The sequence below is a fragment of the Streptomyces sp. NPDC101132 genome (genome assembly GCF_044759225.1).
GTDB lineage: Bacteria > Actinomycetota > Actinomycetes > Streptomycetales > Streptomycetaceae > Streptomyces.
In genome coordinates, this window is the sequence record NZ_JBIVYX010000016.1 from 39,039 (window position 1) to 62,602 (window position 23,564).

Here is a 23,564-nt window from a genome sequence, read left to right on the forward strand (position 1 = left end):
CGCCCGGCGGCCCGCGCTGTTCCTCTGCCCCCTTCCTCCCCACACGGACGGTGAACGCGTTCCATGGATACCTTCACGATTCCCGCGCCGTCGTCGACGGTGAGCGCCGTCGACGACACGGCACGACTGCGCGCGACGGCCGGATTCGTCCGGGAGCAGGACACGTCCGCCCTGCTGTCGCGGGTGCTGCCCGGCCTCGACGGACCCGAACTGCGGGCGCTGACCGACCAGTGCTCCTTCGCGCACGCCGCGGTGCTGGTCTTCCCGCCGGACGAGCACACGCTGCGGACGCAGCTCACCTCGTGCGGCCTGGCGCCGGACGCGCCTCCGCAGCCGAGCGTCGTCGTCCGCCGTCGCCTGGCCACCCGTCACCGGCTCGCTGCCGCCGATCTTGACGTAAGGATTCTCCGCCCGGCCGTACACGGTCCGGCCGGCGAGCGGCGGGCGGTGGAGGTCTTCGCGCTGACCACCCCGCCGGGTTCGGACCTGTCCGGCGTCGCCGCGCACGAGCGCAGCGCGGACCACGAGGCGCACCTGGCCTTCGACGTGACCCGGCCCGACCCGCTGGTGCTGCGCGGCCTGCTGGCCAGCTTCGTGCGGCACGGGGCGGCGGCCGACGGCGGCGGCTACAACCCGCACGAGGACGGGACGGTGTTCTACCTCACCGCCCCGGCGGGTACGAAGACGGCGTACCGGCGGGTGGAGCTCTACGCGAGCGGCGACCACCGCGACGTGCTGGCCGAGCACCTCGCGGGCCGGTACGCGGCGCTGCCCGCCGGACGCTCCGGTGAAGCGGCGGCCGAGCGGGGCCAGGTTCCGGAAGCCCGTCCCGCCGTCAGGCAGCCGGAGGCCTCCCCGCCGGCCGAGACACTCCTGCGGCTGCTGACCGGCGCCTGGACCACGCAGGCCCTGGCCACCTGCGCCCGGCTCCGGCTGCCCGAGGCGATGGACCTCCACACCGCCATCGGAGCGGCGGAGCTGGCGCGCACCGTCGGCGCCCACCCGCAGAGTCTGGCGACCCTGCTGCGGTACCTCGCCATGCTGGGGGTGGTGGCGGAGGGCCCGGACGGCTTCCGGCTGACCCCCGTCGGCGCGCTGCTGGACTCGGCGGCGCCGGCCTCGATGCGGCCACTGGCCCTGATGTACGGCGGTGCGTTCTACCAGTCGTTCGCGCACCTGGCCCACAGCGTGCGCACCGGACGCCCCGGCTTCGACCACCTCTACGGCGAGAACCACTTCGACTACTTCGTCCGGCACCCCGAACTCGCCGCCCTCTTCGACCAGTCCATGGCGGCCGGCGCCGCCCTCTTCGAGCCCCTGCCCGACCATCCGGTGCTCAGGGCCGCCGGGGCCGCGGCAGCCGCCGGCACGCCCCGTACCGTCGTGGACGTCGCGGGCGGGACCGGTGAGCTCCTCGGACGCATCCTGACCGCCCACCCCGCCCTGCGGGGGATCCTGCTGGAACGTCCCGAGGTCGCCGAGGCGGCCCGCGCGGCCCTGGCCGGCACCGCGGCCGCCGGCCGCTGCACCTTCGCGGCGGGCACGTTCGCCGACGTACCCCCGGGCGGCGACGTGTACGTCCTCTCCCGTGTCCTGCACGACTGGGACGACGACCGGTGCCGGACCATCCTGCGCCACTGCGCGGAGGCCATGCCCCGGCACGCGGACCTCCTGGTCGTCGAGCGCCTCCTGCCCGAGGACGGCAGCCCGTCCCTGGCCACCGCGTGGGACCTGCACATGCTGTGCAACACCGGCGGGCGGGAGCGGACCGCGGGCCACTACGCCCGGCTGTTCGGCGAGTGCGGCCTCGAACTCGCCGGCCACACCCCGCTGCCCCTCGGCGCGCACACGCTGCACGCCCGGAAGGCGTAGGGAGCGGGGGCGTCAGGACTCGCGGCCGCCGTCGCGACCGGCGTCGAGCCGTACGTTCAACCGCGCGGCCCGGCGGGTCAGGTGGTCGCGCTCGGCGAGGCTGGGCGCCAGGTGGGCCGCCTCGGCGTACAGCCGGGCCGCCGTCGCCAGGTCGCCGTCGCGCTCGTGGAGGTACGCCGCCACCGCGGCGTGGCGGGGCAGGGACGGGTCCAGCTCCGCGAGCGCCGCCAGGCCGGCCCGCGGTCCGTCGGCCTCCCCCACGGCGACCGCGCGGTTGAGCCGGACGACGGGGCTGTCGGTCAGGCGGGCGAGCTCGTCGTACCACTCGACGATCTGCACCCAGTCGGTCTCCTCGGCGGTGGGCGCGTCGGCGTGCAGGGCCGCGACGGCTGCCTGGGCCTGGAACTCGCCCAGCCGGTCGCGGGCGAGGGCCCGCTGGAGGATCCCGGTGCCCTCGGCGATCAGCGCGGTGTCCCACCGGCCGCGGTCCTGCTCGGCGAGTGGCACCAGGCTGCCGTCGGCCGCGGTGCGGGCGGCGCGCCGGGCGTGGTGGAGCAGCATCAGCGCGAGCAGCCCCGCCACCTCGGGATGGTCGACGGCGGCCGCGAGCTGCCGGGTGAGCCGGATGGCCTCGGCGGCGAGGTCGACGTCGCCGGAGTAGCCCTCGTTGAAGACCAGGTAGAGGACGCGCAGGACGGTCGCGACGTCGCCGGGCCGGTCGAGGCGCACGCCGGACACGGTGCGCTTGGCCCGGCTGATGCGCTGGGCCATGGTCGCCTCGGGCACCAGGTAGGCCCGGGCGATCTGGCGGGTGGTCAGCCCGCCGACGGCGCGGAGCGTGAGGGCCACGGCGGACGACGGGGTGAGCGACGGGTGGGCGCACAGGAAGTAGAGCGCCAGGGTGTCGTCGACCGCCGCGGCGGGTCCCGGTGCCGGCTCCTCGTCGACGCGGTCCTCGCGCCGGCGGCGGGCGGCGTCGGCCCGCACCGCGTCGAGGTGGCGGCGCCAGGCCACGGTGACCAGCCAGCCCTTCGCGTCACGCGGAGGGTCGGCCGGCCAGACGCGGAGCGCCTCCACGAGGGCGTCCTGGACGGCGTCCTCGGCCGCCGCGAAATCGGCTCCGCGGCGGACGAGGACGGCGAGCACGCCCGGCGTGAGGCTGCGGAGCAGGGCCTCGTCCATCGCGGGCGTCACTCCGTGACGGTGGGCGGCTCGGCCAGGAACGGACGCAGTTCGAGCCACTCGTGGATCGGCTTCCCTCCGGCGCCGGGCGCGGCCGACAGCTCGCCGGCCAGCGCGACGGCGCGCTCGTGGCTGTCGACGTCGATCACCATCCAGCCGGCGATGAGGTCCTTGGTCTCGGCGAACGGTCCGTCGGTCACCGGCGGGCGGCCCTCCCCGTCGTAGCGGACCCAGGTCCCTTCGGGGGCGAGCGCCTGGCCGTCGACGAACTCGCCGGTCTCCTCCAGGCGGGCGGCGAAGGCCCTCATGTAGGCGATGTGGTCGGAGATCTCCTCGGGCGTCCACCGGTCCATCGGGACGTCGTTGACCGCCGCCGGGGCGCCGCGGTAGTGCTTGAGCAGCAGGTACTTGGCCATCGTGGTTCTCCTCGCTGGTACGGCCATTGTGGTCGCGTTCACACCGGGGACGGAGCCGGTCGCGGGATCTCGACATCGCCGGCCGGAAATTCTCCCGCGGCTCCCTCCGGCGGCTCCGTGGCGGGGGTTCAGGGCCGTTGGAGCATGCGGTGGCGCAGGGTGTCGTAGAGGGGGGCGCTGTCCAGCCGGGTGGCCGTGAGCGCGGCCGCGAAGCAGGCCAGCACCAGGGGGATGAGGAGCGGGGCGGACGCGGTCATCTCCAGGACGAGGACGACGCCGGTCAGCGGGGCGCGCACGACGCCGGTGAACAGCGCGGCCATGCCGACGGCGGCGAAAGCGGCCGGTCCCGGCGCCCCGGCCGGGAGGGCGGGGGCGGCCAGCGACTGGGTGAGGGTGCCCAGGAGGGCGCCGAGGGCCAGCAGCGGGGCGAACAGTCCGCCGGGGGTGCCGGCGGCGTAGCTGAGGGGGCCGGCGACGAAGCGTACGGCGAAGTAGAGGAGCAGGGCGCCCACGGCGGGGAGGTGGCCGGTGAGCAGGCGCTCGCTGAGTTCGTCGCCGCCGCCGGCGAGCAGCGGTTCCACGGTCATCAGGGCGCCGACCACGGCGCCGATCGCGGCGGCCTTGGCGACGGGCGGGATCCGGGTGACGCCCTCGACGGTCTCCAGCGTGTGCACCACGAGGGCGCTGTACGCGGGGCCGAGCACCCCGGCGGCGACCCCGAGCAGCAGGAACAGCGGCATGCTCCAGGTGGGCGGGAGCGGCAGGTCCGGCATCGGCAGGACCGGGGCGTCGCCGACCAGCAGCCGGCAGCTCAGCGCGGCCGCGACGGTACCGACCATGGTGAGCAGCACCAGGCGGGGCCGGACGCTGCGGGTGACCTCCTCGCAGACGAACAGCAGGCCGCCCAGCGGGGCCGTGAACGCGGCGGCCAGGCCGGCGCCGGCGAGGGCGGTGTGCAGCATGCGGGTGTCCTCGGGGTCCTGGCGGGTGTGGTGGCCCGCGAGGGCCCCGACGGAGGCGCCCATGTGGACGATCGGGCCTTCGCGGCCGAGGACGAGGCCGGAGCCGATGGCGACGACGCCGCCGGCGAACTTGGCGGGCAGCAGCCACAGGGCGAGCGCGTCCGACTCCCGGCGCCAGACGGCCTCGACGTGCTGGACGCCGCTGCCGGCGGCGTACGGGACGCGCCGGGCGATAGCACAGGCGAGGGCGGCACCGGCGGCCGTGACCACGACGGGCAGCAGCCGGCCGGCGGGGCCGAGCCCGGCGCCGGACTCCAGGAGCTCGGCACGCAGGGCGTCGGCGTGCGCGAGGCACCAGCGGAAGGCACCGCCGACCAGGCCGACGAGGACGCCGCCGAGGGCCGCGACGACGAAGGCACGGGCACCGATCCGACGTCCGGGCATCCATCGCCTCCTGCGTTCCGCACGGGCCCCGGTCGGGGCGGCCGGGCCCCACCGAGCCTGGACCCGGCGGAGGCCCGTCGCGATGCGCCTCACCGTGGGGAGGCCGGAGGCGCCCCGAGCGGGTGAAGCGGGACCGTGCGATGGCGGGCGGCGGCCGGGGCGTCCGGCGGCCCGAGGGGCGCGGGGACACGAAGGCACGGCGGCACCAAGGCACGGAGCGGGGGACGACGCGGCGGTGGAGGGGGGTCGACACGCCTGTGGAAACGATAATGCCCCCGCCCTCCCGGAGGACCCGAGCACAGTGGTCCGCGTCCGTGCGGCCGGCGCCGCGCCACGTGTGCACCGAAACACCCGGGGTGGTCCCGATGACAAACCGTCCTCGCCCACTGGTCCTGATCCGCGGCTTCGGGGGCGCGGACGTCCAGGACGAGCGGAGCAACGTCTACCAGGGCTTCAACGACGGCACCTCCTATCCCGGCCGCCGCGGCGAGGGCTACCTCTACGAGGGCTTCGTGCTGCGCTGCCTCAAGTCGGCCCGGCACCCGTACCGGGACGCCACCAACGTCGTCGGCTACTACGAGCGGGAGCAGGCCCCGTACCCCCACACCGACGGCTGGCCCGAGGACCTGCTGCGCGGCACCGTGATCGTCGACGTGCCCACGGCGCGCTCGGTCCTCGCGGAGGGAGTCGCCGGCACCCTGTGGGTGTACCGCTTCTACGACCTGCTCCCCCGCTCGCTGGAGCGCTACGGAGAGGGACTCGTCAGACTCCTGGAGATCATCGAGGAGGGCGCGCGACGGGCCGGCGAGGAGTTCACCGGCGTGGACGTCGTCGCGCACAGCATGGGCGGACTGGTGCTCCGCGCGGCGCTGACCCGTCTGGGCGGGCGGAGCGGGGACCTCGTCCACCGGATCGTCACCCTGGGCACGCCGCACCGGGGCATCGCCTTCCAGCTCCTGCCCGCGGCCCTGGCCAGGAGTCTGCCCCTCGGCCTCGCCGACGAGATCGCCGCCTTCGACCCGCGCCGTACGGACATCCGCGGCATCCCCTTCCCGGCTCCGCGGATCCTGACCGTGGTCGGCACCAACCACCGCGAGTACGCCAACGGATTCGCGAACCTGGGCAACCGGCTCGCCACGCTGATCGACGAGGGCACCCTGGCCTACAACCGCAGTGACGGACTGGTCAAGCACGCCTCCGCGCAGATCCCGGGGGCGCCGCGCACCTTCGTCCACAAGTGCCACGGCGGCCGGGACTCGCTGGTCACCTCGCGCGAGGCGTACGAGATCGCGATGCGCTTCTTCCACGGCACGCACCACGTCCGGCTGAGGCTGGCGCGGGCCGAGGTGAAGCGAGGTCACGACATCTTCGGGAAGAGCGAGTTCTTCTTCGGGGTGTCCGTCAAGCCCCGGTATGTCGACTTCGAGCTGTTCCACCAGAGCAAGGAGGCCGAGAACTGCTACGGCCCCTTCCACACCGACGACTTCTCCGATCCGCTCCCCGACCTCGCCACGGAGCTGACCCGCCCACTGTCGGAGTCCGGTGACGCCACCACCGGCTGGGCCGGCCCCGGCCGGCTGGTCTGGGAGGGGTGGGTGGACGCCTCGGCCAAGCCGGCGGGCAGCCTGGACCACAGCCTGGTGCTGCGCCTGGAGGTGTACGTCGGCGAGCGGGACTCGTTCGGCGTGGGCTTCTCCGACAACCTGGTCTTCGGCAAGCAGTACTACGTGCAGGCCGTGGCCGAGGCCGACGGGACGCCGGCGCTCTACCTCCACACCGGCGAGACCTTCCTCGGCCCCGACATCACGCCCGCGATGGTGGCGGCCGCCGCGGCGGCGGAGGGCGCGGAGGTGCAGCGGATGGCGCCGGCCGCCGGGGGCGCGCCGGGCACGTGGACGTTCCGCGTCGCGGGCACCGGGTTCGAGGCCGATCTGGAGGTGTCCCTGGAGCGCGAGGCGTAGCGGAGGCGGGTGTCGCGCGGCGGTGTCGTGGCCCGGGGCTCCGGCACGGCGTGGCGGGGAGGCGTACGGACGTGAACGGGGGCGCGGGGCGGCTCAGGGGCCCCCTGATGATCCGCCGGGAGGTGGTCATCGCATACGTTCGTGGGGGCGCCACCTGCCATGCGAGGAGGAAGAACCTGATGAACGCCGCCGAAGAGGGACGGCAGCAGCTGGACGCGGCCAGCGTCGTCAACGCCAGGAGGACCCTGCTGATGCTCCTCGCCAGGGCCGGCGTCGTCCCCGGCGACGCGGAGGAGCTGATCGGTCTGGTGGAGGCCGGTTCCCTGGCCCTGGCGCACCAGGAGATCCTCGGCGGCGCCCCGGACGCGCCCCGGGACAAGGGCGAACTGTACGCGCACGGCTGGCTCGACGGGGCGGGGGCGGCCGCGGACGCCCTCGGCGAGCTGGCGGAGGCGGCCCTGCGCCGGGCGCTGGCCACCAGCCTCGCGGACGCCGACCCGGACCGGCTGCCTCCGGTGCGGAAGATGGAGGTGGAGCGGACACAGGTGGCCGTCACGGCCCTCTACCTGTCGTTCACCACCGCCTCCGACCTCGACCCGGAGGTCACGGAGGAGGTCCTCACCGCCGCCCTCGGCACCCTGGACACCCGGCAGCGGGCCACGTACGCCGGACGTCTGGAGGAGTTCGCGGTGCGGCACCGGGCCCGTCTGGAGCGGCTGTACGCGGCGTACGGGCCCGGCGGCGGCGTGGCGGTCCACGGCCGCTACTCGCTCGTCCACTCCGCGACCAGCGTCGCCGTGCTGGAACGGCTCGCCGCCGCGGAGGCCGCGCTGCGCGAGGAGTGGGACGCCGCGGAGCTGCCGCCGGCGTGGCTGGACGGGCTGACCTCGGCCTGGGAGGCGAGCGGCTGACGCCGGGCGGGACCCGGCCCCGCCGGGCCCCGGTGGGGCCGGGGGCCGGGGAGCCGGGCACCGCCCGGGGTCAGAGCAGTTCCTTGGCCTTGGCCCGTACGAACCCCCAGCCCTGGGCCAGGGTGGGCTTGGCGGGGACGGCCACCTCGCCGGGGTTGGTGAGCACGTCCAGGAGCACCGGGCCGGGCGTTTCGAGGGCCCGGCGCACGCCGTCGCGGAGGTCCGCGGGGTCGGTGACCCGGATGCCCGTGAGGCCGAGGGCGGTGGCGACGGCCGCGAAGTCGGGGTTGTCGAGCCGCGTACCGAACTCGGGCAGCCCCACCTGCTCCTGCTCCAGCTTGACCATGCCGAGGCTCCGGTTGTCGAACACCACCAGCTTCACCGGCAGCTCGTAGGCGCGGATCGTCAGGAGGTCGCCCAGCAGCATGCTCAGGCCACCGTCGCCGCAGAAGGCGATGACCTGCCGGTCGGGTGCCCACAGCTGGGCGCCGAGGGCCTGCGGCATGGCGTTGGCCATGGAGCCGAGGTTGTAGGAACCGATCAGGCGCCGGGTCCCGCGCATGGGGACGTGGCGGGACAGCCAGACCGTGGCCATCCCGGTGTCGGAGGTGAACACGGCGTCGTCCGCGGCGAGATCGGCCACGGCTGCGGCCAGCGCCTCGGGGCGGACCGCGTGGCCGGGGTTGTCCAGGGCGGCCCGCAGCCGCCGGGCCGGGCGGCGCTCGGCGGCGGGGTCGGCCAGCCGGGCCTGCCCCTCCTGCCAGCGTTCGAAGCGTTCGCGCGCGTCCTTCAGGTGCTTCCGGTCGGCGACCCGGTCCAGCAGCGGCAGCAGGGCCTCCAGGGTCACGCGCACGTCGCCGGCCAGGCCCACGTCCACGGGGGTGCGGCGGCCCAGGTGCTCCTCGCGCGCGTCGACCTGGACGACGCGGACGTCCTTCGGGTACCAGTCGCGGTACGGGAAGTCGGTGCCGAGCATCAGGAGGGCGTCGGCGGCGTCGAGGGCGTGGACGGCTGCGGGGTTGCCGATGAGGCCGGTCTGGCCGACCTGGTGGGGGTTGTCGTCCTCGAAGCCCTCCTTGGCCTTCAGGGTGAGCACCATGGGTGCCGCCAGCCGGTCCGCCGCGTCCAGGACCTCCGTACGGGCGTCTCGGGCGCCGGCGCCGACAAGCAGGGTCACGCGGGAGGCGGAGTTCAGCAGGGCGGCGGCGCGGGCGAGGGAGGCGTCGTCGGGCCGGGTGACGGCCCGGTCCAGGGCGAAGCGGGGCGGCCGGTCCTCCGGCACCTCCTGCCCGCCCATGTCGCCGGGCACGGTGAGGACGGCCACGCCGCCGCGGGTGACGGCCGCGCGCACCGCGGCTTCCAGGGCCCGGGGCATCTGGTCCGGGGAGGTGACGGTGGCGCGGTGCACGGCGACGTCGCGGAAGAGGAGGTCGTTGTCGACCTCCTGGAAGTAGTCGCTGCCGATCTCGGCCAGCGGGACCTGGCCGCAGACGGCGAGGACGGGCGCGTGGCTCTTGGCGGCGTCGTAGAGGCCGTTGAGGAGGTGCACGGAACCGGGTCCGACCGTGCCCATGCACACTCCGAGGGTGCCCGACAGCTGGGCCTGGGCGCCGGCCGCGAAGGCCGCCGCCTCCTCGTGCCGGCAGCCGACCCACTCCAGGCCGTCGGTGGTGCGGATGGCCTCGGTGAGCGGGTTCAGGGCGTCCCCGACCACGCCGAAGACGTGGCGGACGTCCAGCTCCCGCAGTGCTTCGACGATCACGCGGGCGACGGTGCGGGCCATGGGTGGAACCTCCAGGGGGCTTGCGGGGAGTTGTCGGGCGGGGGACTCAGCCGGTGAAGCGGTCCGGGTCGGCCGCCTCCCAGTCGGCTGCCCACGATGCGGGCGGGGATGCGAGGAGTTGCCCGGGAGCCGGCCACTCGTGCAGGTCGGCGTAGGAGCGGACGGTGTGCGGGTCGAGCCGCTGGACGAGCATGTGCGGGCGCAGCCCTTCCGGGCCGTCGACGCCCATCGCCGCCATGATCTGCAGGGCGCTGCGGACCGTGGCCTCCTGGAAGCGCCGTACCCGCGCCGCCTTGTCGGCCACGTCGAGGGCGCGGGCCCGCCGCGCGTCCTGGGTGGCCACGCCGACGGGGCAGGTGTTGGTGTGGCAGCGCTGGGCCTGGATGCAGCCGACGGCGAACATCATGGCGCGGGCCGCGTTGGTGTAGTCGGCTCCCTGGACGAGGCAGCGGACGAGGTCGCCGCCGGTGGCGACCTTGCCGCTCGCCCCGATGCGCAGACGGTCGCGCAGCCCGGTGCCGACGAGGGCGTTGTGCACGGTCATCAGGCCTTCGCGGAGCGGCAGTCCGACGGCGTCGGCGAACTCCAGCGGTGCCGCGCCGGTCCCGCCCTCCGCCCCGTCGACCACGATGAAGTCGGGCGCCGTGCCCTCCTCCAGCATGGCCCGGCACACGGCGAGGAACTCGCGGCGCGAACCGACGCAGAGCTTGAACCCGACGGGCTTGCCACCGGCCAGCTCCCGCATCCGGTGCAGGAAGCGCACCAGCTCCCGGGGGGTGCTGTACACACGGTGGTAGGGCGGCGAGACCACGGTCCGTCCTTGCGGGACGCCGCGCACCCGCGCGATCTCGGCGGTGACCTTGGCGCCCGGCAGGACGCCGCCGATGCCGGGCTTGGCTCCCTGGCTGATCTTCAGGGTCACCGCCTTGACCTGCGGGTGTGCGGCCTTGAGGGCGAACTGCCGCTCGTCGAAGCCGCCGTCGTCGGTGCGGCAGCCGAAGTAGCCCGTACCGATCTCCCAGACCAGGTCGCCGCCGGGCCCCAGGTGGTGCTCGGAGAGGCCGCCCTCGCCCGTGTCGTGGGCGAAACCGCCGGCCCGGGCGCCGGCGTTGAGGGCGCGGATGGCGTTGGCCGAGAGGGAGCCGAAGCTCATCGCCGAGACGTTGAGCAGGGCCATGTCGTAGGGCTGGGTGCAGTCGGGGCCGCCCACCCGGACCCGGGGCGGGTCGGTGCGCACCGGGCGGGGCGCCATGGAGGGGGCGAGGTACTCGGTGCCGGACAGGTAGAGGTCGCGTTCCGTGCCGAAGGGCTCTTCGGCGTCGGTGCCCTTGGCCCGCTCGTAGACGATGCTGCGGGTGTCACGGTCGAAGGGGCGGCCGTCGAAGTTGCGCTCGACGAAGTACTGCTGGATCTCCGGGCGCACGGCCTCCAGTGCGAAGCGGAGGTGGCCGAGCAGCGGGTAGTTGCGCAGCACGGAGTGGCGTCGCTGGAGGACGTCGTGGATGCCGACGGCGGTCAGCAGGAGCAGGGGCAGGGCCGCGGCCCACCACCAGGGCGAGGCGGCGAGGGCGGCGGTGACCGCGGCGCCGGCGGCGGCCGCGGACAGCAGGAGGGGTGATTTCAGCACGTCCCCGCGTCTGTCCCGGCCGCCGCCCGCCATGCATCCCGGTCTGCGCTACCACCGGTACCAGCGCCCGCCGCGGCCGGCGGGGCGGGCGACGAAGCCGAGCAGCCAGAGGACGAGCACGGCGATGGCCACCCACCACAGCACCTTCACGGCGAAGCCGGCACCGAAGAGGACGAGGGCGAGGAGCAGGACGAGGAGCAGCGGAATCATCGTCGAAACCTTCCTGGGCCGTCGGGCCCGGTGACGACACCCTCGCGCCGGGTACGGCGCGGAGACGGGTGCCTCGCGGTGGATCGTTGCCCGCATGTACCCATGACTCCGGAGCTCACACGGACCGATTGCCGCGGCCAACTTCCCTTCCGCTGCGGAGTGTTGTCGGCCGGGGCCGGCCAGGGCCCGTGCGGTGCCGCGCGTGCCCCGGCGCCCCGCGGGGGCTGCCGGGCGGCGCCCCGGAGCGCGTCTGCGGAGGTGACGCATGGGGTGGACGAAGGTGGGCAGGGGCGGAGGGAGAAACCTTTCCGCGGAGTCCCCCCTGCAGGAGCCGGCCGCTCGCCCCCGGTGAGCGGCCGGCTCGTTCGCGTGGGGCCGCGCCGGCCGGGCCGGGCGTGGGTTCAGCCTGCCTGCGGGGCCGGGTCCAGGAGGTGGGGGCCGTTGTTGCGGACGCTGTTGACGGCCGTCGTCACGGCGGTGGTGGTGAGGACGCCGTCGGCGGGGGTGTGCAGGAGGGCGCGCAGGTCCTCGGTGTCGTGGTGGGCCGGGTCCAGCCAGGTGCCGAAGTCGTCCGGGTGGAGGGCGAGCGGCATCCGGGGGTGGATGCGCCCCGCGGCGTCGGTGGCCTCGGTGGTGATGATGGTGGCCGTGGTGAGCCAGGCCGCGGGATCGTCGTCGTCCTCGACGCCGGCGTCGCGCCAGAACTCGTACAGGCCCGCCATCGCCATCACGCCCTGGTCCTCGGGCCGGATGAAGTAGGGCTGCTTGTACGCCTTCGCGGTCCCGGTGGCGGGGACGGCGACCCACTCGTAGAAGCCGTCCGCGGGCAGCAGGCACCGCCTGCGGCCGAAGGCCTTGCGGTACGCGGGCTTCTCGTGGACGGTCTCCATCCGGGCGTTGATCATCCGGGAGCCCACGGACGGGTCCTTCGCCCAGGACGGCACCAGCCCCCACCGCACCGGCCGCAGCGACCGGAGCACCTCGCCGGAACCCTTGTCGACGCGTTCCAGCACCGCCCACACGTCGTCGGTCGGGGCGACGTTCCACGAGGGCCCCAGCAGTCCGCGGGCGGGGTCCAGCTCGGCGTCGAACAGGCCCGCGAGGTCCTCGGGGGCACGAGAGGATGCATAACGGCCGCACATGTGGCCCACTCTGCCACCAGGCGGCCGGAGCCGGCTCGATTCGGCGTGGAACCGGCGGGATCACGCCCGCGGGGCGCGGGAGCGCCGCGCTGCTCCGGATCGCCCGGGGCGGCTGCGCGCTCCGGGCCGCGCCGGGCTTCAGGGGGCGGCCAGGTCCCGGCTCGCGAGGACGAGGAGTACGGCGTCCGCGCCGGCCAGGGCCAGGACGGCGAGGAAGGGCAGCCGGCTGCGTGCGAGGGCGGGGGGCGCCGCCGCCGCGCCGAGGGACAGCGCGGCGGTCAGCAGGAGCAGCAGCCGTCCCGCGGGGCTCACCGGCCCGGGCGGGCCGAGGGCCAGTGCGGCACCGGAGGCGAAGGCCAGTCCGGCGGCCGCGGCGAGGGAACCGCGCCGCCCCAGCCGCTGCGGCAGCCCGCGGACGCCTGCGGCGCGGTCCGCGTCGATGTCCGGCAGGGTGTTGGCGAAGTGGGCCGCGGTCCCCAGCAGGGCCGCCGCGGCCGTCAGCCAGGGCGGGGGCCAGCGGCCGGGCGCGCAGGCCAGGCTCAGGAAGGCCGGCAGCAGGCCGAAGGCGAGGGCGTAGGGCAGCCAGGAGGCGGCGGTGTGCTTGAGCCACAGGTTGTACGCCCAGGCGGCGGCCACGCAGCCGAGGTGGACCAGCCCGGCCCGGGTGCCGCAGGCGAGCGACAGCGGCACACAGGCGAAGAGCGCGGCGGAGGCGGCCGCGGTCACCACCGCGGGCCGTACCGTGCCCGCGGCGAGGGGCTTGTCACGGCGGCGGGCCGCGCGGTCGCGGCCGAGGTCCAGCCGGTCGTTGCTCCAGCCCACCGACAGCTGACCGGCGGCGACCGCGGCCACCGCGCCCGCACCGGTCCTGAGGGTGAGCCCGAAGGCGGCGGCCAGCAGGGCGGCGAGCAGGGTCACCCCCGCGGCGGGCACCGGATGACAGGCCCGCAGGAGGTCGCCCGCGCCCCGGAGGAGGGCGGTGCCGGACGGCCGTGGGGCGGGCGCCGGGCCGGCGGCCACAGCGGGCCCGGCCGCTTCTGCGGCACCTTCGTCGGTGGTGGCGGGCACCGCGCCACGGTACGCGCCGAAGGGCCGGGAAAGAGGCCCGGCGCGCCCGGCGCGGCCGTGTTCAGGGGTGCGGCGGGCCCCGGTCCCTATGTTGGAGCGATGACACGCGTCCTCGCGGTGGCCACGGCGTTCCCGCCGCACCGCCACACGCAGCAGGAGATCACCGAGGTCCTCGCCTCCCGCCTGCCGTCCGGGGCCGACGCCGCCCTCCTGCGCCGGCTGCACGCGGCGGCCGGAGTGGCGACCCGGCACCTGGCCCTCCCCCTGGACCGGTACCGGGAGCTGGGCGGGTTCGGGCACACCAACCGGCTGTTCGTGGACCTGGCCGTCGCGCTGGGCGCCGAGGCGGTGGAGCGGGCCCTCGACGAGGCCGCGGTGCGGGCCGAGGAGATCGACGTCGTCGTCTCCACGACCGTGACCGGCATCGCGGCGCCCTCCGTGGAGGCCCGGCTCGCCGCGCGGGTCGGGCTGCGGCCGGACGTCGAGCGGGTGCCGCTTTTCGGCCTCGGCTGCGCGGGCGGTGCCGCCGGGCTGGCCCGCGTACACGGCCTGCTGGACGGCCGGCCGGGGCGCAAGGCGCTGCTGCTGTCCACGGAGCTGTGCTCGCTCACCCTCCAGCCGTCGGACACGTCGACGGCGAACCTGGTGGCGGGGAGCCTCTTCGGGGACGGCGCCGCCGCGCTGGTGGCGGTGGGCGACGGGCGGGACGCCGGGGCCGCGGCCGCCGCGCCGGGACCGGTGGTCAGGGCCACGCGCAGCCGCCTGTACCCGGGCACGGAGCACCTGCTGGGCTGGGAGGTCGGCGACTGGGGGTTCCGCATGGTCCTGGGGCGGGAGGTCCCCGAACTCGTCCGGCTGCACGTGGCCGAGGAGGTCGAGTCCTTCCTCGCCGGTCACGACCTCAAGCCGCGGGACGTCGCCGCCTGGATCTGCCATCCCGGGGGTCCGAAGGTCCTGGACGCGCTCGCCGATGCCCTCGGGCTGCCGGACTCCGCGCTGGCCCCCTCCCGGCGGGCGCTGGCCGCGACCGGGAACCTGTCCTCCGCCTCGGTGCTGCAGATCCTGCGCGACGCCCGCGCCGCGGGGCCGCCGCCCGGCGCGGCCGGTCTGATGATCGCGTTCGGGCCGGGGTTCTCCTCCGAGCTCGTGCTGCTGGGCTGGTGAGGCGCGGATGACGGCGTACGTCGTACTGGTCCTGCTGGTCGTCGCCGAGCGGTTCGCGGAACTCTCCGTGGCCCGCCGCAACGGCGCCTGGAGCCGGGCGCGGGGCGGGCTGGAGCACGGGGCGGGCCACTACCCGGTGATGGTGGCCCTGCACACGGCGCTGCTGGCCGGCTGCCTGGTCGAGCCCTGGGTGGCGGACCGGCCCTTCCAGCCGCTGCTCGGCTGGCCCGCGCTGGCCCTGGTCCTGGCGGCCCAGGGGCTGCGCTGGTGGTGCATCGCCACGCTCGGGCGGCGCTGGCACACCCGGGTGCTGATCGTCCCGGGTCTGCCGCTGGTCGCCTCGGGCCCGTACCGCCTCCTCCGCCACCCGAACTACCTCGCGGTCGTCGTCGAGGGCGCGGCGCTGCCGCTGGTGCACTCCGCCTGGGTGACCGCGGTCGGCTTCTCGGTGCTGAACGCCGCGCTGCTGTCCGTGCGCATCCGCTGCGAGGACGACGCGCTGGCGTCCGCCCGTGCGCTGCCGGCCGCCGGCGCGGCGCGGTGATCGACCTGTTCGTCGTGGGCGGCGGCCCGGCGGGGCTGGCCACCGCGATCCACGGTGCGCTCGCCGGGTTGGAGGTGGTGGTCGCCGAGCCGCGTGCCGTCCCGGTCGACAAGGCGTGCGGCGAGGGCCTGATGCCCGGTGCGGTCCGCGCGCTGGACGCGCTCGGCGTGGCGGCGCCGGGCCGGCCGCTGCGCGGCATCCGTTACCTGGACGCGGCCGGCGACCGGTGCGCCGAGGCGGAGTTCCGGGCGGGACCCGGCCTCGGGGTGCGGCGCACGCTGCTGCACGGGGCACTCGCCGCGCGGGCCGCCGAGCTGGGCGTCACGGTCCTCCCCCGCCGGGTGGCCCGGGTCAGCCGCTACGCGACGCACGTCGAGGCGGACGGGACCGCGGCCCGCTACCTGGTGGCCGCGGACGGCCTGCACTCGCCGGTCCGCCGCTCCCTCGGGCTGGAGGTGCGCCCCGGGGGGCGGGCGCGGCCGGCGCGGTACGGGCTGCGCCGCCACTACGCGGTCGAGCCGTGGAGCGACCTGGTGGAGGTGCACTGGTCGGCGGGGCGGGAGGCGTACGTGACGCCGGTGGGCCCGCGGGAGGTGGGGATCGCCGTCCTGACCTCGGAGCAGGGCCCGTACGACGCCCAGCTCGCGGCCTTCCCGCTGCTGCTGTCCCGGCTGGGCGGGGCCGGGCGGACGCCGGTGCGGGGCGCGGGCCCGCTGCGTCAGGAGGCCCGGACCCGGGTGGCCGGCCGGGTGCTGTTCGTGGGCGACGCCGCCGGGTACGTCGACGCGCTGACCGGGGAGGGGCTCGCCCTGGCCCTGGCCTCGGCGGGCGAGCTGGTGCGCTGCGTGCGCGAGGGGCGCCCGGAGGCGTACGAGGGGGCCTGGTGCCGGCTGTCGCGGAGCTACCGGGTGCTGACGCGGTCCCTGCTGTGGGCCCGCAACCAGCCGCGGCTGGCGCCCCTGATCGCCCCGGCGGCGGCGCGGTTCCCCGGGGTGTTCGCGCGTGCGGTGAACCTGCTGGCGTGAGCGGCGCTCCGGGCGGCGGGGCCGGGGCAGGGACAGGGGCGGCCGCGGTGGTGCGGGGCGGGGGCCCGGGGGGGGCCGCCCCCCGCGTTCGGCCGGCGCCGGGCCCGTACGGGTGCTCAGCCGCCGACGTGGATGCCGGGGCGGCGGTCCGGGTCCGGCTCGTGGCTGCGGATGATCTCGCGGGTCACCGGGGCCGTGTCGCCGCGCCCGAGGAGGAAGTAGCGGACCATGTGCACCAGCGGGCTGCCCTCCGCCCAGGCGAAGTGGCACTGCGGCTGCACACCCGTGGCGTCCCGCAGGGCCAGCAGGACCGCGGCGATGGCGTTCGGGGCGGCGGGCGCGTCGGCGCGCAGGACCCGGTACCCGTCGACCTCGACGCCGCGGACGGTCAGCGTGTCGCTGAAGTCGGACGGGTCCACCACGTCGATCTCCAGGAAGATCACGTCGGCCGTGCCCGGGACCGGGTTGGCGCCGCGCTGCTCGCGCTCCTTGTCGGCGTACTCGGCGGCGTCGCCGGCCTGACGGCGGTTGGCGATGAGGTTGATGGCGCTGTCGAAGGCCAGGGTGTCGTCGATGAACCGGCGGGCCTCCTGGTCGAAGACGATGCGGTCGGCGCGCAGCTCGGTGGTCCGGGAGACGTGCGAGACCAGGGAGACGACGATGATGCCCGCGATGAAGAAGGCGGAGATGAGGATGCCGTCGGGCTTGTCGACGATGTTCGCGACGAGTGCGTAGAGCAGCACCGCGGTCAGGAGCGCGAAGCCGACGGTGGCCGGGCGCCGGCGGTGGCGGGCGACGGAGACGGTGACCGCGAAGGCGCCGGAGACCATCATGGCCAGGATGCCGGTGGCGTAGGCGCCGGCCTGCTCGTCCACGTCGGCGTCGAAGGCGATCGTGATGAGGACGCAGAGCACCGTGTAGACGATCACGACCGGCCGGACGGCGCGTCCCCACTCGGGCGCCATGCCGTAGTCCGGGAGGTAGCGGGGGACGATGTTGACCAGTCCCGCCATGGCGGAGGCGCCGGCGAACCAGAGGATCAGGATCGTGCTGATGTCGTAGACGGTGCCGAAGCCCTCGCCGACGTGTTCGTGGGCCAGCCACGCCAGGGCGCGGCCGTTCGCGGCGCCACCGGGCTCGAAGGCCTCGTGCGGGATGAGGACGGTGGTGACGAAGCCGGCCGCGAGGAGGTAGACGCTCATGATCGCGGCGGCGGTGGTGAGCAGCCGGCGGGTGTTCCGGATCCGCGAGCGCAGGCGCTGCTCGGCGTCGGCCCCCTCGGCGGCGACCAGGGGCATCATGCTCACGCCGGTCTCGAAGCCGGACAGGCCGAGGACGAGGAGCGGGAACGCGAGCAGTGCCGGGCCGATCAGGTCGCCGAAGCCGCCGCCGGTGTCGGCGAGGGCGTCCGTCCACGCGGACCAGGCGCCGGGGGTGCTGATCACGTGGACCAGGCCGACGCCGATGACCACGGCGTTCAGGGCGAGGAAGACGGCGACGAGCGGGATGGCGACGCTGACCGCTTCGCTGAAGCCGAGCAGGAAGACCCCGCCGAGCACCAGCAGGAGCACGACGGTGAGGGCGACCTCGTGGCCGTGCAGGGCGGCCGGGAAGAAGGGGTTCTCCACCACGTGCACGGACGCGTCGGCGGTGGAGAGGGTGATCGTGATGATCCACGACGTGGCGACGAAGCCGAGCAGGACCAGGACGAACAGCTTGCCCCACCAGAACGGGAGCAGGTCCTCCAGCATCGCGACCGAACCGGCGCCGTGCGGGCTCTCCTTGGCGACCCGGCGGTACATCGGCAGCATGCCGAGCAGCGTCAGCGCCACGATCAGCAGGGTGGCGAGCGGGGACACGGCGCCGGCGGCGAGAGCGGCGATGGCGGGGACGTAGGCGAGGCTGGAGAAGTAGTCCACGCCGGTCAGGCACATCACCTTCCACCAGGCGTGCGGCTCGGCGTGGGCCTCTCCGGCCGCCGGGCCGACGGGCTGGACGCGGTGCCGGAGCATCCACTGCGCCAGCCTGCCCGTGGGCTGCGGCCGCAGCACCGGTTTGTCCACTACCTCCGGCATCGCCGGCTCGTTCGCCTGGCCCATGTCCCCCATAAATTAAATCCATCCCGATCCGTCCGGCGCACGCGCGCCGGCTGCCCCCTGGCTGCCCCCGGCTGCGGCGGCGGACGCGCCGCGGCCGCGGCGGCAGAGGCCCTGACAACGATCACCGAGTATGGGCCCGCCGCCGGCCCCGCCCGTCCCGGGACGCCCGAGGCCTGGGTGCCGCCGCCGGTCACGCCGAGCCGCGGGGCCGGTGCGCCGCGCGACCGGGCGGTACGGCGGAATCCGGGCGGCGGTGGCCCGGTACGGCCGGAAAGCCCAGGCCATGGGGCGCGGCGCGGGGGCCCGCGGGGTGCCGGCCGGGTGTCTGCTCGGTGCCCTCGGGGTGCCTTCGGGGTGCCGGCGGGAGGGAGGCCCGGTGCATCCGCCCCGGGAAAATCTTGACGCATCGTTAACGCTCGCCCCGGCGGCCCCACCGTCGGCGCCCCCGCCCGACGTGACCGAAATGGTGCGGCCTGCCACGTCACGTGCCACGGTTGTCGCGCCAGGTGGTCCCGAAGTCCCCTAGGAGTCGACCAGTCATGGGCGGAACGCACGACAGGAAGCCGCAGCCGGGCAAGGGCCGGGAGGAGCAGCACCGGAAGCCCGACCGGGAGCCCGGGCAAGGCCCGGCGCGCTCCTCCCGCCAGGAGGGCAAGAGCCCGGAGGAACTGCGCCGTCGGGACGACGAGGGGCGGCGCGAGCGCGGCGACGGGGACGGGGACGCGCGCGAAGACGACGCGCAGGACCCGCTGCCCGACGTGTAGGGGCCCGACGTTCAGGGCCGCGGCCCGAGGGGTGGGGCCGCGGCCCGAAGTGTGGGACCGCGGCCCGAGGGGTGGGACCGCGGCCCTGAGGTGTGGGACCGCTGCCCGACGCGCAGGGCAGCGGGCCCGGGCGGAGGGCCGCGGCGCGGCGTGACGGGCCGCCGCCCGGGCCTGTGACCCGTCTCCCCGCTCACCCGCCCCCGCGCGGATGGTACGGAACCTCGGTGGTGATGCGGCAGCACTCCTCCACCACCGCGGCCAGGTCGCCGCGTTCGCGCAGGACGTCGCGCTGCGCGCGGGCGCCGTTGCCCCGCTCCAGCAGGTACGCGACGCCCTTGCGCGCGTCCTCCAGGTCTCCGCTGTCCTCCAGCGCGTCCCGTACGTGCTCCAGGAGCGCCTCCACCACGGCCGCGGCCGGGGCCGGCGCCATGGAGCGGGGGTCGATCAGCGGCCCGTCGAGCCCGGACCTGGCGGCCCGCCAGGACGCCAGGCGCATCAGGCCGACGCCGATGCGCGGCGGCGGGTCGCCCGCCCGCCAGGCGCGGGCCGCGGTCTCCACCAGGGCGCGGGACACCGTGGCGAGCAGGACGGCGGTGGAGGCGTGGAGGCAGACGTCGGCCGTACGGATCTCCACCGTCGGGTAGTTCGCCGACAGCCGGGCGTCGAAGTAGACCATGCCCGCGTCCCGCAGCACCCCGGTGGCGCGCATGTCCGCGACCTGCCGGTGGTAGCGGTCCGCGGTGCCGAAGACCTCGGTGGGACCGGCGGACGGCCAGCGGTTCCACACGCGGCTGCGGTAGCTGCCGTAGTCCGTGTCGGCGCCCTGCCAGAAGGGTGAGTTGGCGCTCATGGCCGTGAGGACCGGCAGCCAGGGTCGGATCCGGTCCAGGACGGCGACGCCCTCCTCGTCGGACTCGACCGACACGTGGACGTGACACCCGCAGGTCAACTGCTCCTGGGCGGTCAGCCCGAACTGCTCGCCGACCCACCGGTACCGCTCCCCCGGGCTCATCGACGGCTGGACGGGCAGCGGGGAGGTGGCGAGCGCGGCGACGCCCGCACCGACGCCGGCGGCGTGCCGGGCCGCCTCCGCCCGCCAGCGGCCGATCTCCTCGGCCAGCTCGCCCATGGACGTGACGGGACGGGTCGCGAATTCGACCTGCTCGTTCTTGAGCTCCTTCTCGAACGCCTCGTCCTGCCCGTCGGGCGCCGCACGGGACGCGGCGGCGAGCACGGCCGCGGAGAGGGCGAGCGGCTCGCCGGTCTTGCGGGCGACGAGCAGCAGTTCCTCCTCGACGCCGACGCTCCGCACGGCGGCCGTCATCGCGACCCCCCGCTACGGTGCCGCGCGTGCCGGCCGCCGCCGGAGCAGGCCAGCAGCAGTGCGAGCAACGCGGGAGCGGTGAGCAGCATCATGGTCCCCATCCCGAACCTTCCTGTCGAGGCGACGATGGCAGTCGTCTGACCGCTTTCCCCCCGCCCAAACCCGGACGCCGGGCCCGGCTCGCGTCAGGTCCGGGACGGCCCGTCGTGCTCCGCCCAGGCGCGTTCCCTTTGCCCGTCGTGCTCCGCCTCGGCGCGTTCCATCGACCGGATCGCGCGGCGGCGCCAGCGCGTGACGGCGACGCCCGCCAGGACGCCGCCCGCCAGAGCGACCAGCGGAACGCCCCAGACCACGGCCACGACCAGACTTCCGAGTGACTCCACGACACCCCCTCCCGCGGGGAGCGTACTGGGCCGGACGGCGGGCCCCGTCAGCCGGGACGTGCGCCGGGGCCGCTGCGCGCGGGGAGGAGCGAGACGGCGGCGCTCAGTCCTCGGGGGGTGGGTCGTGGGGGGTGTTCTTCGGGGCTATGCCGGTGTACGCGGAGGCGTCCTTGGTGCCGCTGGGGCGTTGGGAGCGGCCGCGGGGGCCCGTGTCGTGGTGGCCCTTCTGGGGGCGGCGGGCGTGGTCCTCGCCCCTCGTGCTCGTGCTCTCGACCGGGACGCCCTCGTCCGGCTCGGGCGGCGGGCCCGTGCGCTCGGGGCGCCGGGGCGGGGTGTCGAAGGAGCGCCGGGCGCTCGGGTTCTCCTCGGTGTGCGTCGAGTCGACGTCGACCGCCCAGCCGTGCTGTTCCGTGCCTTCGTGGCGGCTGGGGCCCTCGCCGTGCGGGGGGTGTGACTTCGGGTGTGCGGCCATCGGGGGCCTCCTGGTTCGCGTCGTGGTGCGCGTCCGTTCCGGCCCTGCGCCTGCCCCGGGGGACGTCGGGCAATCCGTTGCCGGTGGTGGGCGCGAGGTGGGTGGGATGCGGACCGGGGTTCGGGGTAGGCGCGGTGATCACTGGAGTTTCCGTGCGCATGGAGGTGGACGATGGCCGTTGCCGCAGGTGCCGGGGGTGCCGTCCGTGACCGGCTGGTCGCCCTGCCCGGGGTGTACCGGCCGCAGGCCGACAGCCGGTTGCTGGAGGCTGCCGTGGCCCGCGAGGACCTCGGGCCCGGCCGGTCGGTTCTCGACATCGGGACCGGGACGGGAGTGGTCGCGCTGCGCGCCGCCGAGACCGGTGCCGCCGTCACGGCGGTCGACGCGTCGTGGGCGGCGGTGCTGGCCGCCTGGCTGAACGCGCGGCGCCGCCGCCTGCCCGTGAAGGTGCGGCACGGCGACTTCGCCGTACACGCCGGCCGCGGGCCCCGCTACGACTTCGTCCTCGCCAATCCCCCCTACGTGCCCTCGCCGGACCCCGAGCTGCCGGCCCGCGGGGAACGGCGCGCGTGGGACGCCGGCGGCGACGGCCGGGCCGTGATCGACCCGATCTGCGCGGCTGCCCCGTCCCTGTTGCGGCCCGGTGGTGTGCTGCTGATGGTCCACTCCGCCATGTGCGACAGCGAGCGCACCCTGGCGATGCTGGCGCGAGGCGGCATCTCGGCGCGGGTCGAGGTGCGCCGGCGGATCGGCTGGGGGCCCGTGCTGCGCGGGCGCCGGGCGTGGCTGACGGAGAAGGGCTTCGCCGCGCCGGGCGAGGACCGGGAGGAACTGGTGGTCATCCGTGGCCGGTACGCCTGAGACCCCCGGGGCCCCCGAAGCCGCGCCGGAGGAAGCCGGGGACGTCTGCCGGGTGCGGTTCGAGCCCGGCGGGCCGGTGCTGCTCGAAGGGCCCGTCGAGGTGCTGATGCCGGACGGGAGCACCGCGGTCTCCGACCGCTTCGCCGTGGCCCTGTGCACCTGCCGGCGCACGCGCACCCCGCCGTGGTGCGACACCAGTCACCGTCGCCGCCGGCGCGCCCCCGCGCGTACCGCGGCGACCGGCTCCGAGGAGAAGGAGGACGAGTGATGACCCCGCCCACCGCGACCGAGAGCCCGGCGGAGCGCCGGAGCGGAGTGGCCGGGCCGGACGGCGGCCCGCCGCCGCTTCCCGGCGCCCGCGGGCCGCTGTCCGCGTCCGTGCTGGACGCCCTGCGCACCGGTACCGCGCCGGTGCCGGACGGGCCCGGACGGGACGTGACGGCGGCCGGCGGCGTGGCGGCGGCGGACCCGTGGGGCGAGGACCTCCAGCTGGCGCTGTACGTCCTCTACGAGCTGCACTACCGCGGCTTCGCCGGCGTGTCCGACGCCCTGGAGTGGGACCCGGACCTGCTGCGGCTGCGCGCCCGGCTGGAGTTCCGGATGCTCACCGCGCTGCGCGCCGCGCTGGACGACGTACCCGCGACCGTGGACGCGGCGTTCGGCCCGCTGCTGGAGGAGCCCGCCGACCCCGAGGGGAGCCTGAGCCACTTCCTGGAGACCGAGGGCGAGCTGTGGCAGCTGCGCGAGTACGCCGCCCTGCGCTCCCTGTACCACCTCAAGGAGGCGGACCCGCACGCGTGGGTGCTGCCGCGGCTCACGGGTGAGGCCAAGGCGGCGATGGCGGCCATCGAGTACGACGAGTTCGGCGCCGGCCGGGCCGAGCGGGTGCACGCCCGCCTGTTCGCGGACCTGATGGCCGGTCTCGGGCTGGATCCCGCGTACGGCGGCTACCTGGAGCAGGCGCCCGCCGCCGTCCTCGCCACGGTCAACCTGATGTCGCTGTTCGGTCTGCACCGGGAGCTGCGCGGGGCGCTGGTCGGCCACTTCGCCTGGGTCGAGGTGACGTCCTCGCCCGGTTCGCGGCGGCTGGCCGGTGCCATGCGGCGCTGCGGCGCGGGGCCGGCGGCCGAGCACTTCTACGCCGAGCACGTCGAGGCGGACGCCGTGCACGAACAGGTCGTGCGGCACGGCGTGGTCGGCGGACTGCTCCGGTCCGAACCCGCCCTGGAGGCCGACGTCGCCTTCGGGTGCGCGGCCACCGGCCTGCTGGAGGACCGCCTCGCGGACCACCTGCGGGCCCGCTGGACCGCCGGGACGTCGGCGCTGCGCCGCCCGCTGCCCGGGGAGTGA

General features: G+C 75.8%; 22 protein-coding genes. 10 read left to right on the forward strand and 12 right to left on the reverse strand.

The features are described 5' to 3' along the window. Positions 1-63: 63 nt before the first annotated feature. Positions 64-1,872, forward strand: coding sequence for a methyltransferase (locus ACIQUR_RS29775; protein ID WP_403670773.1), 1,809 nt, complete (start codon positions 64-66; stop codon positions 1,870-1,872). Positions 1,873-1,884: 12 nt separating this feature from the next. On the opposite strand, the gene ACIQUR_RS29780 is transcribed toward ACIQUR_RS29775, so the two are convergent. From ACIQUR_RS29780 to ACIQUR_RS29790, 3 genes are all read right to left on the reverse strand, one after another. Further along, the gene (locus ACIQUR_RS29780; protein ID WP_403671133.1) at positions 1,885-3,054 is read right to left on the reverse strand and encodes an RNA polymerase sigma factor; all 1,170 of its coding nucleotides are present in this window, start codon (positions 3,052-3,054) and stop codon (positions 1,885-1,887) included. 8 nt (positions 3,055-3,062) lie between these two features. Then, complete coding sequence (locus ACIQUR_RS29785; RefSeq protein WP_403670775.1) at positions 3,063-3,470, reverse strand: YciI family protein; 408 nt, start codon at positions 3,468-3,470, stop codon at positions 3,063-3,065. A gap of 128 nt (positions 3,471-3,598) precedes the next feature. Beyond that, positions 3,599-4,876 carry a chloride channel protein gene (locus tag ACIQUR_RS29790; protein WP_403670778.1) on the reverse strand — a complete coding sequence of 426 codons (1,278 nt, stop codon included), beginning with the start codon at positions 4,874-4,876 and terminating at the stop codon, positions 3,599-3,601. 365 nt (positions 4,877-5,241) lie between these two features. Here ACIQUR_RS29790 and ACIQUR_RS29795 point away from each other — a divergent pair, with 365 nt between their 5' ends. Together ACIQUR_RS29795 and ACIQUR_RS29800 are read left to right on the forward strand one after the other, a co-directional pair. Then, entirely contained in the window at positions 5,242-6,837 is a 1,596-nt protein-coding gene (locus ACIQUR_RS29795) for an esterase/lipase family protein (RefSeq protein ID WP_403670780.1), read from the forward strand. Between the two features lie 179 nt (positions 6,838-7,016). After that, positions 7,017-7,748, forward strand: coding sequence for a hypothetical protein (locus ACIQUR_RS29800; RefSeq protein WP_403670783.1), 732 nt, complete (start codon positions 7,017-7,019; stop codon positions 7,746-7,748). A 70-nt stretch (positions 7,749-7,818) separates the two neighbouring features. On the opposite strand, the gene ACIQUR_RS29805 is transcribed toward ACIQUR_RS29800, so the two are convergent. The 5 genes from ACIQUR_RS29805 to ACIQUR_RS29825 form a co-directional block, all read right to left on the reverse strand. After that, positions 7,819-9,531 carry a thiamine pyrophosphate-dependent enzyme gene (locus tag ACIQUR_RS29805; RefSeq protein ID WP_403670786.1) on the reverse strand — a complete coding sequence of 571 codons (1,713 nt, stop codon included), beginning with the start codon at positions 9,529-9,531 and terminating at the stop codon, positions 7,819-7,821. Positions 9,532-9,577: 46 nt separating this feature from the next. Further along, entirely contained in the window at positions 9,578-11,158 is a 1,581-nt protein-coding gene (locus ACIQUR_RS29810) for an FMN-binding glutamate synthase family protein (RefSeq protein WP_403670788.1), read from the reverse strand. 48 nt (positions 11,159-11,206) lie between these two features. Further along, complete coding sequence (locus tag ACIQUR_RS29815) at positions 11,207-11,368, reverse strand: hydrophobic protein (protein WP_403670791.1); 162 nt, start codon at positions 11,366-11,368, stop codon at positions 11,207-11,209. A 401-nt stretch (positions 11,369-11,769) separates the two neighbouring features. Beyond that, entirely contained in the window at positions 11,770-12,510 is a 741-nt protein-coding gene (locus ACIQUR_RS29820) for an SOS response-associated peptidase (protein ID WP_403670794.1), read from the reverse strand. A gap of 138 nt (positions 12,511-12,648) precedes the next feature. Then, positions 12,649-13,578, reverse strand: a complete 930-nt coding sequence (locus ACIQUR_RS29825; RefSeq protein ID WP_403670797.1) for a UbiA family prenyltransferase — start codon at positions 13,576-13,578, stop codon at positions 12,649-12,651. A gap of 99 nt (positions 13,579-13,677) precedes the next feature. Between ACIQUR_RS29825 and ACIQUR_RS29830 the strand changes: the two genes are divergently transcribed. Genes ACIQUR_RS29830 through ACIQUR_RS29840 form a run of 3 tightly spaced genes read left to right on the forward strand, consistent with a single transcriptional unit; the run spans position 13,678 to position 16,311 of the window. Continuing rightward, positions 13,678-14,742 (forward strand): type III polyketide synthase, encoded by a 1,065-nt coding sequence (locus ACIQUR_RS29830; RefSeq protein ID WP_403670799.1) that lies wholly within the window; start codon positions 13,678-13,680, stop codon positions 14,740-14,742. A gap of 7 nt (positions 14,743-14,749) precedes the next feature. Next, a complete protein-coding gene (locus ACIQUR_RS29835; RefSeq protein WP_403670802.1) occupies positions 14,750-15,286 on the forward strand; it encodes an isoprenylcysteine carboxyl methyltransferase family protein in 537 nt (178 codons plus the stop codon). Then, positions 15,283-16,311, forward strand: a complete 1,029-nt coding sequence (locus tag ACIQUR_RS29840) for an NAD(P)/FAD-dependent oxidoreductase (RefSeq protein ID WP_403670805.1) — start codon at positions 15,283-15,285, stop codon at positions 16,309-16,311. The genes ACIQUR_RS29835 and ACIQUR_RS29840 overlap by 4 nt, the downstream gene beginning before the upstream one ends. Before the next feature lie 116 nt (positions 16,312-16,427). Here ACIQUR_RS29840 and ACIQUR_RS29845 read toward each other — a convergent pair whose 3' ends face one another. Next, a complete protein-coding gene (locus ACIQUR_RS29845) occupies positions 16,428-18,386 on the reverse strand; it encodes an amino acid transporter (protein ID WP_403670807.1) in 1,959 nt (652 codons plus the stop codon). Positions 18,387-18,949: 563 nt separating this feature from the next. On the opposite strand from ACIQUR_RS29845, the gene ACIQUR_RS29850 reads away from it, so the two are divergent. Then, the gene (locus ACIQUR_RS29850; RefSeq protein ID WP_403670810.1) at positions 18,950-19,174 is read left to right on the forward strand and encodes a hypothetical protein; all 225 of its coding nucleotides are present in this window, start codon (positions 18,950-18,952) and stop codon (positions 19,172-19,174) included. 190 nt (positions 19,175-19,364) lie between these two features. On the opposite strand, the gene ACIQUR_RS29855 is transcribed toward ACIQUR_RS29850, so the two are convergent. From ACIQUR_RS29855 to ACIQUR_RS29865, 3 genes are all read right to left on the reverse strand, one after another. Then, positions 19,365-20,498, reverse strand: a complete 1,134-nt coding sequence (locus ACIQUR_RS29855) for a glutamate--cysteine ligase (RefSeq protein WP_403670813.1) — start codon at positions 20,496-20,498, stop codon at positions 19,365-19,367. 185 nt (positions 20,499-20,683) lie between these two features. Continuing rightward, positions 20,684-20,881 carry a hypothetical protein gene (locus ACIQUR_RS29860; RefSeq protein WP_403670816.1) on the reverse strand — a complete coding sequence of 66 codons (198 nt, stop codon included), beginning with the start codon at positions 20,879-20,881 and terminating at the stop codon, positions 20,684-20,686. 103 nt (positions 20,882-20,984) lie between these two features. Then, on the reverse strand, positions 20,985-21,353 hold the full coding sequence (locus ACIQUR_RS29865) for a hypothetical protein (protein ID WP_403670819.1): 369 nt from the start codon (positions 21,351-21,353) through the stop codon (positions 20,985-20,987). 171 nt (positions 21,354-21,524) lie between these two features. Between ACIQUR_RS29865 and ACIQUR_RS29870 the strand changes: the two genes are divergently transcribed. From ACIQUR_RS29870 to ACIQUR_RS29880, 3 genes are read left to right on the forward strand one after another with little or no spacing between them, the layout of a single operon-like run. Continuing rightward, positions 21,525-22,214, forward strand: a complete 690-nt coding sequence (locus tag ACIQUR_RS29870) for a HemK2/MTQ2 family protein methyltransferase (protein ID WP_403670822.1) — start codon at positions 21,525-21,527, stop codon at positions 22,212-22,214. Next, complete coding sequence (locus ACIQUR_RS29875) at positions 22,198-22,482, forward strand: CDGSH iron-sulfur domain-containing protein (RefSeq protein WP_403670824.1); 285 nt, start codon at positions 22,198-22,200, stop codon at positions 22,480-22,482. Before ACIQUR_RS29870 ends, ACIQUR_RS29875 begins: the two co-directional genes overlap by 17 nt. Next, the gene (locus tag ACIQUR_RS29880; protein ID WP_403670826.1) at positions 22,482-23,564 is read left to right on the forward strand and encodes an iron-containing redox enzyme family protein; all 1,083 of its coding nucleotides are present in this window, start codon (positions 22,482-22,484) and stop codon (positions 23,562-23,564) included. The genes ACIQUR_RS29875 and ACIQUR_RS29880 overlap by 1 nt, the downstream gene beginning before the upstream one ends.

Coding starts and splice junctions, on each gene's coding strand:
- ACIQUR_RS29775 (WP_403670773.1), top strand. CDS start 64: ATGGATACCTTCACGATTCCCGCGCCGTCGTCGACGGTGAGCGCCGTC.
- ACIQUR_RS29780 (WP_403671133.1), bottom strand. CDS start 3,054: ATGGACGAGGCCCTGCTCCGCAGCCTCACGCCGGGCGTGCTCGCCGTC.
- ACIQUR_RS29785 (WP_403670775.1), bottom strand. CDS start 3,470: ATGGCCAAGTACCTGCTGCTCAAGCACTACCGCGGCGCCCCGGCGGCG.
- ACIQUR_RS29790 (WP_403670778.1), bottom strand. CDS start 4,876: ATGCCCGGACGTCGGATCGGTGCCCGTGCCTTCGTCGTCGCGGCCCTC.
- ACIQUR_RS29795 (WP_403670780.1), top strand. CDS start 5,242: ATGACAAACCGTCCTCGCCCACTGGTCCTGATCCGCGGCTTCGGGGGC.
- ACIQUR_RS29800 (WP_403670783.1), top strand. CDS start 7,017: ATGAACGCCGCCGAAGAGGGACGGCAGCAGCTGGACGCGGCCAGCGTC.
- ACIQUR_RS29805 (WP_403670786.1), bottom strand. CDS start 9,531: ATGGCCCGCACCGTCGCCCGCGTGATCGTCGAAGCACTGCGGGAGCTG.
- ACIQUR_RS29815 (WP_403670791.1), bottom strand. CDS start 11,368: ATGATTCCGCTGCTCCTCGTCCTGCTCCTCGCCCTCGTCCTCTTCGGT.
- ACIQUR_RS29820 (WP_403670794.1), bottom strand. CDS start 12,510: ATGTGCGGCCGTTATGCATCCTCTCGTGCCCCCGAGGACCTCGCGGGC.
- ACIQUR_RS29830 (WP_403670799.1), top strand. CDS start 13,678: ATGACACGCGTCCTCGCGGTGGCCACGGCGTTCCCGCCGCACCGCCAC.
- ACIQUR_RS29835 (WP_403670802.1), top strand. CDS start 14,750: ATGACGGCGTACGTCGTACTGGTCCTGCTGGTCGTCGCCGAGCGGTTC.
- ACIQUR_RS29845 (WP_403670807.1), bottom strand. CDS start 18,386: ATGCCGGAGGTAGTGGACAAACCGGTGCTGCGGCCGCAGCCCACGGGC.
- ACIQUR_RS29850 (WP_403670810.1), top strand. CDS start 18,950: ATGGGCGGAACGCACGACAGGAAGCCGCAGCCGGGCAAGGGCCGGGAG.
- ACIQUR_RS29855 (WP_403670813.1), bottom strand. CDS start 20,498: ATGACGGCCGCCGTGCGGAGCGTCGGCGTCGAGGAGGAACTGCTGCTC.
- ACIQUR_RS29865 (WP_403670819.1), bottom strand. CDS start 21,353: ATGGCCGCACACCCGAAGTCACACCCCCCGCACGGCGAGGGCCCCAGC.
- ACIQUR_RS29870 (WP_403670822.1), top strand. CDS start 21,525: ATGGCCGTTGCCGCAGGTGCCGGGGGTGCCGTCCGTGACCGGCTGGTC.
- ACIQUR_RS29880 (WP_403670826.1), top strand. CDS start 22,482: ATGACCCCGCCCACCGCGACCGAGAGCCCGGCGGAGCGCCGGAGCGGA.